At 69.2% G+C, this 13,133-nt stretch carries 17 protein-coding genes; 11 read left to right on the forward strand and 6 right to left on the reverse strand.

The features are described from left to right. A partial coding sequence (locus F3J15_RS35065; RefSeq protein ID WP_166897012.1) for a DUF2242 domain-containing protein occupies positions 1-744 on the reverse strand: 744 nt, incomplete at its 3' end. Positions 745-859: 115 nt separating this feature from the next. Next, complete coding sequence (locus tag F3J15_RS35070) at positions 860-1,753, reverse strand: LysR family transcriptional regulator (RefSeq protein ID WP_166897015.1); 894 nt, start codon at positions 1,751-1,753, stop codon at positions 860-862. A 108-nt stretch (positions 1,754-1,861) separates the two neighbouring features. Between F3J15_RS35070 and F3J15_RS35075 the strand changes: the two genes are divergently transcribed. Beyond that, the gene (locus F3J15_RS35075; protein ID WP_166897051.1) at positions 1,862-2,617 is read left to right on the forward strand and encodes a TerC family protein; all 756 of its coding nucleotides are present in this window, start codon (positions 1,862-1,864) and stop codon (positions 2,615-2,617) included. A 93-nt stretch (positions 2,618-2,710) separates the two neighbouring features. Further along, complete coding sequence (locus tag F3J15_RS35080; protein WP_166897018.1) at positions 2,711-3,046, forward strand: zf-TFIIB domain-containing protein; 336 nt, start codon at positions 2,711-2,713, stop codon at positions 3,044-3,046. Positions 3,047-3,132: 86 nt separating this feature from the next. Here the strand turns inward: F3J15_RS35080 and F3J15_RS35085 are convergent, their stop codons facing one another. After that, on the reverse strand, positions 3,133-3,543 hold the full coding sequence (locus tag F3J15_RS35085) for an Hsp20/alpha crystallin family protein (RefSeq protein ID WP_043182225.1): 411 nt from the start codon (positions 3,541-3,543) through the stop codon (positions 3,133-3,135). Positions 3,544-3,559: 16 nt separating this feature from the next. After that, positions 3,560-4,000, reverse strand: a complete 441-nt coding sequence (locus tag F3J15_RS35090) for an Hsp20/alpha crystallin family protein (protein WP_166897021.1) — start codon at positions 3,998-4,000, stop codon at positions 3,560-3,562. 247 nt (positions 4,001-4,247) lie between these two features. On the opposite strand from F3J15_RS35090, the gene F3J15_RS35095 reads away from it, so the two are divergent. Further along, a complete protein-coding gene (locus tag F3J15_RS35095) occupies positions 4,248-5,165 on the forward strand; it encodes a 3-hydroxyacyl-CoA dehydrogenase NAD-binding domain-containing protein (RefSeq protein ID WP_166897024.1) in 918 nt (305 codons plus the stop codon). A 34-nt stretch (positions 5,166-5,199) separates the two neighbouring features. Here F3J15_RS35095 and F3J15_RS35100 read toward each other — a convergent pair whose 3' ends face one another. Together F3J15_RS35100 and F3J15_RS35105 are read right to left on the reverse strand one after the other, a co-directional pair. Next, positions 5,200-5,484, reverse strand: a complete 285-nt coding sequence (locus tag F3J15_RS35100) for a DUF4148 domain-containing protein (RefSeq protein WP_166897027.1) — start codon at positions 5,482-5,484, stop codon at positions 5,200-5,202. 166 nt (positions 5,485-5,650) lie between these two features. Further along, positions 5,651-6,499 carry a LysR substrate-binding domain-containing protein gene (locus F3J15_RS35105; RefSeq protein ID WP_027787899.1) on the reverse strand — a complete coding sequence of 283 codons (849 nt, stop codon included), beginning with the start codon at positions 6,497-6,499 and terminating at the stop codon, positions 5,651-5,653. Positions 6,500-6,828: 329 nt separating this feature from the next. Here F3J15_RS35105 and madL point away from each other — a divergent pair, with 329 nt between their 5' ends. The 8 genes from madL to F3J15_RS35145 all read left to right on the forward strand — a co-directional run. Beyond that, positions 6,829-7,224, forward strand: coding sequence for a malonate transporter subunit MadL (madL, locus tag F3J15_RS35110; protein WP_006485307.1), 396 nt, complete (start codon positions 6,829-6,831; stop codon positions 7,222-7,224). Between the two features lie 11 nt (positions 7,225-7,235). After that, the gene (gene madM, locus F3J15_RS35115; RefSeq protein ID WP_166897029.1) at positions 7,236-8,003 is read left to right on the forward strand and encodes a malonate transporter subunit MadM; all 768 of its coding nucleotides are present in this window, start codon (positions 7,236-7,238) and stop codon (positions 8,001-8,003) included. 134 nt (positions 8,004-8,137) lie between these two features. Next, positions 8,138-9,784, forward strand: coding sequence for a malonate decarboxylase subunit alpha (gene mdcA / locus F3J15_RS35120; RefSeq protein ID WP_166897032.1), 1,647 nt, complete (start codon positions 8,138-8,140; stop codon positions 9,782-9,784). Positions 9,785-9,794: 10 nt separating this feature from the next. After that, positions 9,795-10,112, forward strand: coding sequence for a malonate decarboxylase acyl carrier protein (gene mdcC, locus F3J15_RS35125; protein ID WP_166897036.1), 318 nt, complete (start codon positions 9,795-9,797; stop codon positions 10,110-10,112). Beyond that, complete coding sequence (locus tag F3J15_RS35130) at positions 10,109-11,047, forward strand: biotin-independent malonate decarboxylase subunit beta (RefSeq protein ID WP_166897039.1); 939 nt, start codon at positions 10,109-10,111, stop codon at positions 11,045-11,047. Before mdcC ends, F3J15_RS35130 begins: the two co-directional genes overlap by 4 nt. Continuing rightward, positions 11,034-11,741, forward strand: coding sequence for a biotin-independent malonate decarboxylase subunit gamma (gene mdcE, locus F3J15_RS35135; RefSeq protein WP_166897042.1), 708 nt, complete (start codon positions 11,034-11,036; stop codon positions 11,739-11,741). The genes F3J15_RS35130 and mdcE overlap by 14 nt, the downstream gene beginning before the upstream one ends. Further along, complete coding sequence (gene mdcG, locus F3J15_RS35140) at positions 11,728-12,396, forward strand: malonate decarboxylase holo-[acyl-carrier-protein] synthase (RefSeq protein ID WP_166897045.1); 669 nt, start codon at positions 11,728-11,730, stop codon at positions 12,394-12,396. Before mdcE ends, mdcG begins: the two co-directional genes overlap by 14 nt. Then, the coding region (locus tag F3J15_RS35145; protein ID WP_166897048.1) for a triphosphoribosyl-dephospho-CoA synthase at positions 12,393-13,133 on the forward strand (741 nt) is incomplete at its 3' end. The genes mdcG and F3J15_RS35145, both read left to right, overlap by 4 nt.

Genomic DNA, 13,133 nt, shown 5'->3' on the forward strand with positions numbered 1-13,133 from the left:
CACGGCCGACGCGGCGGCCGGCACGGCATTCGCCCCCGACTCGGGCGCGACCGCCGGCAACGAAAGCGGCACCGGCGCCGCGGGCGGCGTCGGCACGACCGGGGTCGTCATCTTCATCGGCTCGCCTTGCGGCGTCGGCGCGGGTTCGGGCAGCGGCGTGACGGGTTCCTTCTCGGCGGCCTTGACGGTCGCGCGGTCGCGGCGGGCCGGGTCGATCTTCAGGAAATGCTCGACGAGATTGAAGAAGCGCTCATAGAACACGCCGGCGGGAATCGTCTCGCTGGCGGTCTTGACGAGCGCATCGTCGCTCGACCCGATCGGCAACGATAGCGAGCCGAACACGCTCAAGCCCACGCTGGCCGACGTATTCGACTTCTTCAGCGTGTAGCGATCCTGCACCGCGTTCACGTACGCGATGCTCGACGAGCCGTCCGCGTTCGCGTCCGCACACACGACGTGAAACTCGATCACGACGTGCATGTCGTTGTTCGGCTGGAAATTCTTGCTGCCGTCGACCGCATCGTTGCGCGACGACGACACCACATAGCCCTGGCTCAGCAGCGCGCGCCGCGCGGCCTCGCAGGCCGCGTCGGATTTCGAGTGGAACGTGTGCGCGTACGGGCTGGTAGTCGCGTCGAACTGTTCCTGCTGGTAGATCGGCTTGGGCGGCGACGAGCACGCCGCCAGCACGGTCGCGGCCGCGAGCGCGCACGAAACGGAAAACAGGCGAAATCGGTTGTGCATGGCGTCTTTCAGAAGGCTTGGCGAGAGGTCGCGCAACGGCGGTGCCTGGATGAAGCGCGCGGCAATCTCGTAAGGCCGGGGCGTCATTATAGTTTCCTTTGATGTCGCGCTCGCTTCAGGCGGCCGGTGCGCCGCGTGCGGCGGCCAGCAATTGCGACGTCAGCGGATGGTGTTCGCCGCGCCGGGAGCGGATCGCGTGGATCTCCTCGGTCACGTCGCCCGCGCGCCCGAGCCGGCGCAATCCGCGCAGCAGCGACGCATCGTTCGCCCCGAGTTCGCTCAGCGGGAACACGCCGAGGCCCCGCGCCGCGAACACGGCCATCAGCGCGCTGTCCTCGAATTCCCCCGCCACGCGCGGCACGATCCGTTCACCCTCCAGCCACTGGTCGAGGCGCGCGCGCAGCGCCGAATGCGCGGTCGGCAACAGCACGGGCAGGTCGGCAAGGCACTGCGGAAAGTGCTGCCGCGCGGCCGGCGTGACGAGCGCCGCGGGGCCATACCAGTCGACCGGCGACGCGACGAGCCGCTCGCTCGTCACGCGCAGGTTCGAGCCGGACGGCGCGCCCTGGCCGGCCAGCACCAGATCGAGATGATGCAGCGCCAGCTCCGCGAGCAGCGCATCGTGCTCGCCTTCGTGGCACAGCAGCCGCAGCGTGGGGGTATCCAGCACGGGTGCCAGGATCGCGTGCGCGGCGAGCTTGGAAATGCCGTCCGCGAGGCCGACCGCGAGCCGCACGGTCGGCTGGCTGGCCGCCGCGCGCACTTCGTCGGGGATCAGCCGCCCCATCTCGAAGATCGCCTCCGCGCGCGCAAACGCGGCCTGGCCGGCGTCGGTCATCGTGACGCCGCGCCCGGCCGGGCGCAATAACTGGTGCCCGAGCGCTTTTTCGAGGTCGCGCACCTGCGCACTGATGGTCTGCACGGCCATGTCGAGCCGCGCGGCCGCACGCGCGAAGCCGCCTTCCTTCACGACGACCCAGAAGTAGTACAGATGGCGGAAATTGAGCATCGGATCGTAATTTCGGAAAAACCGAACCAAAAATCAGATTCTCTCTGATTTTTTCGAAGTTCGGGGCGGCCTATGATCTGGCTTTCCACTTTCGTATCGGCCCATTTCATGGATTACCTGCTGACACTTGCCGCCGACCCCGCCGTCTGGGCGGCGCTCCTGACGCTCGTCGTGATGGAAGTCGTGCTCGGCATCGACAACCTGATCTTCATCTCGATCCTCAGCAACAAGCTGCCCGAAGCGCAGCGCGCCCGCACGCAGCGCCTCGGCATCGCGCTCGCGCTGGTGATGCGCCTCGCGCTGCTCGGCAGCGTCGCGTGGATCGCGAGCCTCACCGAACCCGTGTTCACGCTGTTCGACCATGCGTTCTCGTGGCGCGACCTGATCCTGCTGTCGGGCGGCCTGTTCCTCGTGTGGAAGGCGACCACCGAGATCCATCACCACGTGTCGCGCGACGGTGAAGGCGCGGGCGGTGGGGGTGGCGCGGTCGGCCTGACGATGTGGGCCGCGATCGGCCAGATCGTGATGCTCGACATCGTGTTCTCGATCGACAGCATCGTGACCGCGATCGGCATGACCGAGCACGTGCCGATCATGTTCGTCGCGGTGATCGTCGCCGTCGCCGTGATGCTGTTCGCCGCGCAGCCGCTCGCACGCTTCATCGACCGCAACCCGACCATCGTGATGCTCGCGCTGTCGTTCCTGGTCGTGATCGGCATGACGCTGATCGCCGAAGGTTTCGGTTCGCATGTGCCGAAGGGCTATATCTACGCGGCAATGGCGTTCTCGGCTTTCGTCGAAGGCATGAACATGCTGGCGCGGCGCGCGAAGGCGAAGCGCTCGGCACCGACGGATGGCCACTGAGCCAGCGCGCGTGACACGGCTGCCGCTGCGGTGGCCGGCGTCACGCGCCTCATAGGGAATCCAGACGAAATTCGCACGGAAAGGAGAAGCGCGATGAAATGCCCAGTCTGCAAGACGCCCGACCTGTTGATGGCCGAGCGCCAGTCGATCGAGATCGACTACTGTCCGACCTGCCGCGGCGTGTGGCTCGACCGCGGCGAACTCGACAAGCTGATCGCACGCGAGACCGGCGACGCGCCGGTGCGTCGCGACGATGTGCCCGTGCGGCACGATGCGCAAGCGCCGCGCGGCCATGACGGCGGGTGGGGGCGAGATGCTCGCTCTTACGACGACCGTGACAGACACGATGGCCGCTCGCACGACGATCGCTACAAGCACGACGGCCAGCGTCGCAAGAAATCGGTGTTCGACCTGTTCGACTTCGACTGATTGCGCTGCACGTCGTAATAAAGCCCCGCCGGGCGCGTACCCGGCGGGGCTTTTTCATGCGTGCGGGATGACCGCCCGCGTGGGGCTTATGCGTTGCCGGCCGTCACGTCGATGCGGCGCGGACGCGTTTCCTCGCGGCGCGGAATCGTCAGCGTCAGCACGCCGTCGCGCAGGTTCGCATCGATCCTCGACGTGTCGAGATCGGGGCTCAGTACAAAGCTGCGCGCATAGCGCGTCGCGCGGATTTCGGCGTGCCGCACGCGCAGGTCGGCCGGTGTGTCGAGATGCGTGTCGGCTTCGATCGTCAGCGTGTTGTCGTGCACCTTCACGTCGAGGTTCTCGCGCGGCACGCCGGGCAGGTCGGCCCGCAGCGTGACGCCGAGATGATTCTCGACGATGTCGACGGCCGGCGTGATCGCGGGCCGGCGGGCCGCTTCGGCGGCAGCGGGGTGGACGGTGTTCGTCTGACGCTCGGCCAGGGTCGGGTTCGCATTCATGTCGGTATCCTGAGTATTATTGAATGGTAATCGCACGCGGCTTCGATGCCTCGCGCCGGCCGACGCGAATCAGCAGGCAGCCGTTTTCGTAGCGGGCGCTGACCTGGTCGGGATCCGCGTCCCGCGGCAGCTCGACGACACGGCGGAATGCACCGTGAAAGCGTTCCTGTGCATAGGTGCGCAGATCGTCGCCTTCGCCGCGCGGCGCAGCTTTGCGCTCGCCGCTGATCGTCAGCAGGTCCTTGTCGATCGAGACGTCGAAGTCGGCCGCGGCCATGCCGGGTGCGAATGCGACGATCTCGATGGCGCCGTCGGTGGCACCGACGTTGAGCGCGGGAAAGGCGCCGGGCCGTACCGCGCGAATGCCGGTCGGACGATCGCCGAGCAGGTTGGCCACTTGCCGCTGCACGCGGGCGAATTCGTCGAACAGGTCGCTGCCGAAATGGATACCGCTCATGTTGGTCCTCCTGAACAGGGAACGCGGGAGACGTGACGGCGCGGCGCCTGCGGCGGGCGCGTCGTGGATGCTCCACTGGATCGAAACGGGAGCAGTGCGCTGCATGTTGCACTGCCCGACGACGCGTAATTAGTGGCAGCCGAAACGCATTTCAAGAGGGAATCTGCAATCTGCGTCAATGCAGGCCCGCGCGATTCGATGCGACAATCGCCGCGATCTGTTTGCAGACCAACGACACGGGACAATCATGGACATTCGACGCATCGCGATCGTCGGCGCCGGCGTGATCGGCGCGAGCTGGGCCGCTTTCTATCTGACGCAGGGCTTCGACGTCGTCGCGACCGATCCGGCGCCGCAAGCCGACATGCGGTTGCGCGACGCGCTGGCCGCGTTTCTCGGCGACCGGGCCGCCGAACTTTCCGCGCGGCTGTCGTTCGACGCCGATCTCGTGCGTGCGCTCGACGGCGTCGACTTCGTGCAGGAGAACGGCCCGGAACGGCTCGACCTGAAGCGCGCGTTGTACCGGCAGATGGACGACGTGCTGCCCGCGCACGTGCCGATCGCATCGAGTTCATCGGGCCTGAAAATGTCGGACATCCAGACCGCGTGCGACAAGTATCCGGAGCGTTGCCTGATCGCGCATCCGTTCAATCCGCCGCACCTGATTCCGCTCGTCGAGCTGGTCGGCGGCGATGCCACCAGCCAGGACGTGATCGCGCGCGTGAAGGGTTTCTACGATGCGCTCGGCAAGCAGACGATCGTCCTCAACAAGGAGATGACCGGCCATGTCGCGAACCGGCTCGCGGCCGCGCTGTTCCGCGAGGTGTATCACCTCGTCGGCGAAGGCGTCGTGAGCGTGGCCGATGCGGACAAGGCCGTCGCATGGGGGCCCGGCCTGCGCTGGGGGCTGATGGGGCAGTGCCTGACCTATCACCTCGGCGGCGGCGCGGGCGGGATCGCGCATTTTCTCGAACACCTGTCGGGGCCGATCACGAGCTGGTGGGACGATCTCGGCACGCCTTCGTTCGATCCGGACGTCGATCGCAAGCTGAACGACGAATTGCGCGCGATCCAGGGCGAGCGCTCGATGCAGGAACTGGCGGCGGAGCGCGACCGGTTGCTCGTCGAGCTGATCGACGCGCGGCGCCGCAGCTTCCTGCCGTGATCCTGATGGCGTTGCGCCGGCGCGGCGGCGCCGGTCATTGCTGCGACGTCGCCTGGCTGGCGGGCGGCGTGTGGGCCAGCCACGCCGGGCTCACGGCCTGCACGAGTTCGCGGTTGCGCGAACGTGTCGCGGCGTCCGGCGGGTAGTTGCCGTCGTTGGTCGGCAGTTCGCCGTCGAGATAGGCCTGCTTGAGCTGGTCGATGACTTCCGCGCGTGTCAGGCCCTGTTGTGCCGGGGCCGAAGCGTCGGTCTGGGCAAAGGCGGGGGAGAGCAAGGCGGCTGTAGCGGTCGCGACGGCGAATCGCAGGACGTTGTTCATGGCGTGCTCCGATCAAGGGGACGGGACACCGGATGCGCGCGGCGGCCGGCCGTGCGTTCCGATGGGTCCATTGTCGCGAGCGGGCGCTGCGTGGACGATGACGCGTTCCGGGCAAAGCTGTCAGGTGCGGGTGCGATCTCCCCTGCGTAGGTCGCTCCCGATGCGGTTACAACTCCGACGCCGCCGTGATCAGCGTCGCTTCGAGTGCGAGCGTCGAACGCGACGCGGCCGCCGGCCGGTCGATCACGTATTCGAGTTCGCCGAGTTCGGGCAGCCCGGCGTCGAGCCGCGCGAGCCCGGCCGGGATCACGTAGCCGGCGAACGCGCTGACGCCGAGCCCCGCGCTCGCGGCGGCGCGCAACACCGCGACGCTGCTGCTCACGACCGCGATCCGGTACGGCCGCCCGACGGCCTCGAGCGATTCGAGCACGCGGCGGCGCGACACGCTCGGCTCCGGATGCATCGCGAGCGGCAGTACGGCCTCGTGGCCGGTGATCCGCGAATCGGGGCCCGTGCACCAGTACAGCGGTTCGCTGCGGATCACGCGGCCGCGCCGGCTGCCGGCGATGCGCTTCGCGAACACGAGATCGTGCCGCCCCTCGTCGAGCGCGTCGAACAGGTCGCCCGACAGCCCGGTCGAGATCGCGAGCTCGACTTCCGGATTGCGCTGCACGAAGCTCGCGAGCGCGGCCGTCAGGTGCGCCGACGCGAAATCCTCCGACATCGCGAGCCGCACCTTGCCCGACAGCGGCGGCCCGCACACCGACGTGACAGCCTCGTCCATCAGTTCGAGGATGCGCACCGCGTAGCGGAACAGCGCGTCGCCGTGCTGCGACAGGTGCACGTTGCGCGTGTCGCGTTCGAACAGCGGCCGGTCGAGCAGCTCCTCGAGGCGGCGGATATGCTGGCTGACGGTCGATTGCGACAGGCTCACGCGCTCGGATGCGGCAGTGAAGCTGCCGGACTGGGCGACGGCGACGAAGCTGCGCAGCAGCTCGGGCGGTAACGGGCGCATTGCTAAATCCACTGAATCGGTTTCGACAACTTCATAAATGGCCGGATTGTGCGGCGCTAGTATCGGATCACGCGCCAGTGCGGCCTCCGCCAATGGGGGGCACCGGACGCGTAGCCCGTGTCGTGCCGCCGATGGCATCGGTCAGTCTAAGCCATCCGGCGTTCGGCCCGAAACCGCATCATCCCATCGACCCCGAGAACGCGCTCGCACGACGAGCCACCGGGCCGCGGCGCCCCGCCGCAGGAGACAGACAGTCCGCCCGGGATCGGCGTGCGGGCCTGGCTCCCGCACGCGTCAGGCGCCCGTCACGAAGAGACTGGAGACGACTCATGATCATCTACGGAACCGCGCTGCTGGCGTTCTGCCACCTGGCCGGACTGTTCCTCGGCGACCTGCTTGGCAGCGCGATCGGCGTGAAGACCAACGTCGGCGGCGTCGGCATCGCGATGCTGCTGCTGATCTGCCTGCGCCTGTGGCTGCACCGGCGCGGCTGGCTGCCGAAGGAGACCGAGGCCGGCGTCGGTTTCTGGGGCGCGATGTACATCCCGGTCGTCGTCGCGATGGCCGCGAACCAGAACGTCGTCGCCGCGCTCAAGGGCGGGCCGGTCGCGCTGCTGGCCGCCGTCGGTGCGGTCGCGATCTGCGCATGCTGCATCGCGGTACTCGCGCGCACGGGGCGCGACGACACGGCCTTCGCGGGCGTGCCGCAATTCGAAGAACAGTGAAGGAGGCCGCCATGCTGCAGATGCTCGAAAAAACCGTCGCCCATAACGGGCTCGTCGCGTCGTTCGCGTTGGTCGGCCTGATCATGTGGCTGTCGTCGATCGCGTCGCGCAAGCTCACGTTCGGCCGCGTGCACGGCTCCGCGATCGCGATCGTGATCGGCCTCGTGCTCGCCTATGTCGGCGGCGCATTCACCGGCGGCGAGAAGGGGCTGGCCGACGTCAAGCTGTTCGCGGGCGTCGGCCTGATGGGTGGCGCGATGCTGCGCGATTTCGCGATCGTCGCGACCGCGTTCGAAGTGCAGCCGACCGAGGCGCGCAAGGCCGGGCTCGTCGGCGTCGTGTCGCTGCTGCTCGGCACCGTGCTGCCGTTCATCGTCGGCGCGTGCGTCGCGCGCGCATTCGGCTATACCGACGCGGTCAGCATGACGACGATCGGCGCGGGCGCCGTCACCTACATCGTCGGCCCCGTCACGGGCGCGGCGATCGGCGCGAGTTCCGACGTGATCGCGCTCAGCATCGCGACGGGCCTCGTGAAGGCGATCATCGTGATGGTCGGCACGCCGGTCGCGGCCAACTTCATGGGCCTGAAGACGCCGCGCTCCGCGATGATCTTCGGCGGCCTGGCCGGCACCGTCAGCGGCGTGAGCGCGGGGCTCGCCGCGACCGACCGCCGGCTCGTCCCGTACGGCGCGCTCGTCGCGACGTTCCACACGGGCGTCGGCTGCCTGCTCGGGCCGTCGCTGCTGTTCTTCACGACGCGCGCGCTGGTCGGCGCGTAGGCCCGGCCGATGGGCGGCTCGTGCCCGGGCTGCATCCATCGCCGCGTCCTCTGAGTCGCATTCGTCAACATCATCAATCGGCGGCGGCGCCAGGCTTAGAATGCCGCTGAACCATCGAAGCGGGAGAACTGTTCATGACGGGATGGAATCACGCGCGGCAGGCGCGCGATGCACGCCTCGCGGCCGGCGCGGCTTACGCGCAGGGCAAGCGGGTCGATGCGCGCGACACCGTGGCGTTGCTCGAAGCGGTGCTGCGGCCCGGCGACCGCGTCTGCCTCGAAGGCGACAACCAGAAGCAGGCCGACCTGCTCGCGACGGCGCTCGCCGACGTCGACAGTGCGAAGGTGCACGACCTGCACATGGTGCAATCGGGCGTCGTGCTGCCCGAGCATCTCGACGTGTTCGAGCGCGGCATCGCGAAGCGTCTCGACTTCGCCTACTCTGGCCCGCAGTCGCAGCGGATCGCGAAGCTGCTGTTCGGCGGCAAGATCGCGCTCGGCGCGGTGCACACCTATCTCGAGTTGTTCGCACGCTACTTCATCGACCTCACGCCGCAGGTCGCGCTGATCGCCGCGGTCAGCGCGGATCGCGACGGCAACCTGTACACCGGCCCGAACACCGAAGATACGCCGACCGTCGTCGAGGCCACCGCGTTCAAGGATGGCATCGTGATCGCGCAGGTCGACCGCGTCGTCGACAAGGTGCCGCGCGTCGACATCCCGGGCGACCGCGTGCATTTCGTCGTCGAGGCCGGCCGGCCGTTCTACGTCGAGCCTCTGTTCACGCGCGATCCGGCGGCGATCACCGAAACGCAGATCCTCACCGCGATGCTCGCGATCAAGGGCATCTACGCGCCGTACGGCATCAAGCGCCTGAACCACGGGATCGGCTTCAACACGGCCGCGATCGAGCTGCTGCTGCCGACCTACGGCGAGAAGCTCGGGCTGAAGGGCAAGGTGTGCTCGCACTGGGCGCTCAATCCGCACCCGACGCTGATTCCCGCGATCGAGTCGGGCTGGGTCGAGCAGATCCACTGCTTCGGCTCGGAAGTCGGGATGGACGACTACATCCGCGCGCGCTCCGACATCTGGTTCACGGGCCCCGACGGGTCGCTGCGCTCGAACCGCGCGTTCTGCCAGACCGCCGGCCTGTATGCGTGCGACATGTTCATCGGCTCGACGCTGCAGATCGACCTGTCCGGCCATTCGTCGACGGTCACGGCCGAGCGCATCGCCGGTTTCGGCGGCGCGCCGAACATGGGCAGCGACGCGCGCGGCCGGCGCCATCCGAGCGAGCCGTGGCTGAAGGCCGGCGCGGAAGCCGATCCCGACACGCCGGCGGCGCTCAGGCGCGGCCGCAAGCTCGTCGTGCAGATCGGCGAGACGTTCGGCGACAAGAACGTGCCGATGTTCGTCGAGAAGCTCGACGCGCTGAAGCTCGCCGACAAGCTGCAGCTCGACCTCGCGCCGATCATGGTCTACGGCGACGACGTCACGCACATCGTCACCGAGGAAGGGATCGCGAACCTGCTGATGTGCCGCGACAAGGACGAACGCGAGCACGCGATCCGCGGCGTCGCCGGCTATACGGAAGTCGGCCGCGGCCGCGACCGGAAGATGGTCGAGCGGCTGCGCGAGCGCGGCGTGATCCGTCGCCCGGAGGATCTCGGCATCGATCCGCTCGACGCCGATCGCCGCTGGCTCGCCGCGCGTTCGATCAAGGATCTCGTGCACTGGTCGGGCGGCCTCTATGCGCCGCCGGCCCGGTTCCGCAACTGGTAAGGACAAGGGCATGGAACAGTTGAACTATCGCTTCACCGCGCGCGAACGCGCGAAGGGCGAGCAGGCCGCGGCGCTCGTCGGTGTGGTGGCATCCGGCAATCTCGAAGTGCTCGTCGAGCGCGTGCTGCCGGGCAACGATTGCGAGATCGACATCCGCACGGCGGCGGTCGGGTTCGGTGCGGTGTGGCAGGCCGTCGTCACGGATTTCGTCGAGCGGCGCACACCGGGCGGCCTGAAGCTGTCGATCAACGACGGCGGCGCGCGGCCCGACATGGTGTCGCTGCGGCTTGCGCAGGCGGTGCGGGCGATCGAGGGAGAGGCAGCATGAACGACGTGAAGCACGATCACGACGCCCCCACGTTCGTCGCGAATGCCGCGAGCTGGTACGAAGCATCGGCGCGGCAGCGCATCGACGGGCTGCTGGACACGGGCAGTTTCAGCGAATTCCTCGGCCCGGCCGAGCGCGTGACGAGCCCGCACCTGCCGCTGTTCGACCTGCCGCAGCAGTTCGACGACGGGATGGTGGTCGGCCACGGCCGGCTCGACAGCCGGCCGGTGTTCGTCGCCGCGCAGGAAGGCCGCTTCATGGGCGGCGCGTTCGGCGAAGTGCACGGCGCGAAGCTCACCGGGCTGCTGCGGGCCGCGCGCGAAACCGGCAAGCCGGTGCTGATCCTGTTCGATACGGGCGGCGTGCGGCTGCAGGAAGCGAACGCGGGCGAACTCGCGATCGCCGAGATCATGCGCGCGCTCGTCGAAGCGCGCACGGCCGGCGTGCCGGTGATCGGGCTGATCGGCGGGCGCGCGGGCTGCTATGGCGGCGGCGGGTTGCTCGCCGCGTGCTGCTCGGCGCTCGCGGTATCGGAGCAGGGCCGCATCAGCGTGTCGGGCCCCGAAGTGATCGAGACCAATCGCGGCGTCGAGGAATTCGATGCGAAGGACCGCGCGCTGATCTGGCGCACGATGGGCGGCAAGCACCGGCGGCTGATCGGCGGCGCGGATCGCTACGTGGCCGACACGCCCGATGCGTTCCGCGCGGCGGCGCTCGAGCTGATCGGCCGTGCGCCGAAGTTCGATGCGGCGATGCTGCGCGCCGAACAGGCCCGCCTCGAAGCGCGCGTCGAACGGTTCGGCGCGTGCAAGGATGCGCTCGACGTGTGGCGCACGCTCGGTGCAAGCGTACCGGAAGCGATTCCGGGGATGCCGGACGGTGCCTTCGCCGCGCTCGCGGACCAACTGCAGGAGAGCTCGCATGACGCTCGATGAAGTGCTGAATTCACTGTTCCCGCAAGGCCATTCGATCGCCCGTCACGGCGGGCTGCTGACCGGCCACGCGGAACTGGCTGGCACGCGCGTCGACGTGATCGGCGTCGCCGACCGCTTGCCGTTCGGCATCGACGAGGCGCTGACGCTCGCGGCGCGCGTGCTCGACACGATCGAACGCGGTGGCGACACGCCGATCCTCGTGCTCGTCGACAGCGACAGCCAGCGGATGAGCAAGCGCGACGAGCTGCTGGGCCTGAACGAAGGGCTGTCGCATCTCGCGAAGTGCCTGATGCACGCGGATCTCGCCGGGCACCGGACGATCGGCGTGCTGTATGGCCACACGGCCGCCGGCGCGTTCATCGCGACCGCACTCGCGACACGCACGCTGCTCGCGGTGCCGGGCGCCGAGCCGGAGGTGATGGACCTGCCGTCGATGTCGCGCGTGACCAAGCTGCCGATCGACGTGCTGAAGGAGATGTCGCGCTCGACGCCCGTGTTCGCGCCGGGGCTCGACAATCTCGTGAAGATGGGCGCCGTCGACGCCGTGCTCGATCCGGCCCGCGCGCTCGACGCGCAGGTCGGTGAATGGCTCGGCAAGCCGGCCGCCCGCGTCGACCCGCGTGCCGCGCGCGGCCGGCCGGTTGCCGCCGACGTCGCCCAGCGCGTCGAGGCACTCGCGCGTGCCGCACGCTGAGCTGCCGCTGCGCCGCCACACGCTCGTCACGCTGACGGCGGCGGGGTGGGGCGCGGCATTCGCACGCGATCCCGCGCTCGCGGCCGATCCGCTCGTGCAGGCGTGGGCCGAACGCGGCTGGCCGCTGATCGTACGCCGCGCGTCGCCCGACGAGGCCGATGCCGGCCGCGTGCCGCTCGGCCTGCCGCTGCCGCCTTCCGCGGGCAAGCGGCGCATCGCGCTGAACGCGGCTGTCGACGCGCTCGCGAAGGTCAGCCTGCTGCCGGCGTTGTCCGACGTGCTCGCCGCCGCGCCCGACGCGTGGCGCACGGCGTTGCGCGAACTCGATGCGCTCGGTGCGCGTTACGGCGTGCAGGGCCGCGTGTTCGGCAGCCTTGCATGGCAGGCGCTGACGGGCGAACCCTACCTGGGGGCGTCGTCCGATCTCGACATCGCGTTCCCGCTGCCGGACCCGGCGTCGCTCGCGCCGCTGCTCGACGGCCTCGCGGCGATCGACGCGCGCGCGCCGATGCGCATCGACGGCGAACTGCTGCGCGACGACGGCGCGGGCGTCAACTGGCGCGAACTGCATACGCGGCAGCCTGAAGTCGCGGTCAAGACCGCGATCACCGTCGAACTGATGCCGGCCGACGCATTCATCGGAGGTGTGCGATGAGTGCATGGGCTGCCTGCCGCGTACCGGCGCCGTCCGACGCCGAGCGCATCGCCGAACTGGCCGAGCGCAGCCTCGTGCTCGAAATCGCGACCTTTCCGAAGCCGGGGCTCGTCAGTCATGTCGACACCGGCAGTCACACCGACATGGATGCCGCGACGTTCGCCCGCAGCGCCGCCGTGCTGCGGCCGTATTTCGCCGAGTTGGCCGACGCGGGCGCACGCGATGCGGACATGGCCGTGCTGCGCAAGATCGGCCTGCGTGCCGAGCACGCGATGCTCGCCGCGACCGGCGGCGTCAACACGCATCGCGGCGCAATCTTCGGGCTCGGGCTGCTGTGTGCGGCCGCGGGCCGCCGTGCGATGCCGGGGGCCGTGCCGGTCGGAATGACGCTCGGTGCGTTCGTTTCGCGCCGCTGGGGTGCCGATATCCTCGGCGGCCCGCGCTTGCCCGACAGCCACGGCGAACGCGCGAGCCGCCGCTACGGCGTCGGCGGCGCACGTCGCGAGGCGGCCGACGGTTTCACGACCGTCTATGCGGTCGGGCTGCCCGCGCTGCGTCGCGCGCAGCGTGACCTGCCGGGCGACCCGGAAGCCGCGCGCGTCGATGCATGCTTCTCGCTGATCGCCGCGCTCGACGATACGAACCTGCTGCATCGGGGCGGGCAGGCCGGCCTCGACTTCGCGCGGGCGACCGCACGCGCGTTCGTGGCACGTGGCGGCGTGCGTGCGCGCGACTGG

Origin of the sequence: Burkholderia sp. Ap-955, from assembly GCF_011753045.1 — a bacterium.
Classification (GTDB): Bacteria; Pseudomonadota; Gammaproteobacteria; order Burkholderiales; family Burkholderiaceae; genus Burkholderia; species Burkholderia lata_D.

What these genes read in the sequence shown, in the direction of transcription:
- F3J15_RS35130 (WP_166897039.1), top strand. Translation starts at nt 10,109, where the DNA reads ATGAACGACGTGAAGCACGATCACGACGCCCCCACGTTCGTCGCGAAT.
- mdcA (WP_166897032.1), top strand. Translation starts at nt 8,138, where the DNA reads ATGACGGGATGGAATCACGCGCGGCAGGCGCGCGATGCACGCCTCGCG.
- madL (WP_006485307.1), top strand. Translation starts at nt 6,829, where the DNA reads ATGATCATCTACGGAACCGCGCTGCTGGCGTTCTGCCACCTGGCCGGA.
- mdcC (WP_166897036.1), top strand. Translation starts at nt 9,795, where the DNA reads ATGGAACAGTTGAACTATCGCTTCACCGCGCGCGAACGCGCGAAGGGC.
- F3J15_RS35070 (WP_166897015.1), bottom strand. Translation starts at nt 1,753, where the DNA reads ATGCTCAATTTCCGCCATCTGTACTACTTCTGGGTCGTCGTGAAGGAA.
- F3J15_RS35085 (WP_043182225.1), bottom strand. Translation starts at nt 3,543, where the DNA reads ATGAATGCGAACCCGACCCTGGCCGAGCGTCAGACGAACACCGTCCAC.
- F3J15_RS35100 (WP_166897027.1), bottom strand. Translation starts at nt 5,484, where the DNA reads ATGAACAACGTCCTGCGATTCGCCGTCGCGACCGCTACAGCCGCCTTG.
- F3J15_RS35090 (WP_166897021.1), bottom strand. Translation starts at nt 4,000, where the DNA reads ATGAGCGGTATCCATTTCGGCAGCGACCTGTTCGACGAATTCGCCCGC.
- madM (WP_166897029.1), top strand. Translation starts at nt 7,236, where the DNA reads ATGCTGCAGATGCTCGAAAAAACCGTCGCCCATAACGGGCTCGTCGCG.
- mdcE (WP_166897042.1), top strand. Translation starts at nt 11,034, where the DNA reads ATGACGCTCGATGAAGTGCTGAATTCACTGTTCCCGCAAGGCCATTCG.
- F3J15_RS35080 (WP_166897018.1), top strand. Translation starts at nt 2,711, where the DNA reads ATGAAATGCCCAGTCTGCAAGACGCCCGACCTGTTGATGGCCGAGCGC.
- F3J15_RS35075 (WP_166897051.1), top strand. Translation starts at nt 1,862, where the DNA reads ATGGATTACCTGCTGACACTTGCCGCCGACCCCGCCGTCTGGGCGGCG.
- F3J15_RS35105 (WP_027787899.1), bottom strand. Translation starts at nt 6,499, where the DNA reads ATGCGCCCGTTACCGCCCGAGCTGCTGCGCAGCTTCGTCGCCGTCGCC.
- F3J15_RS35095 (WP_166897024.1), top strand. Translation starts at nt 4,248, where the DNA reads ATGGACATTCGACGCATCGCGATCGTCGGCGCCGGCGTGATCGGCGCG.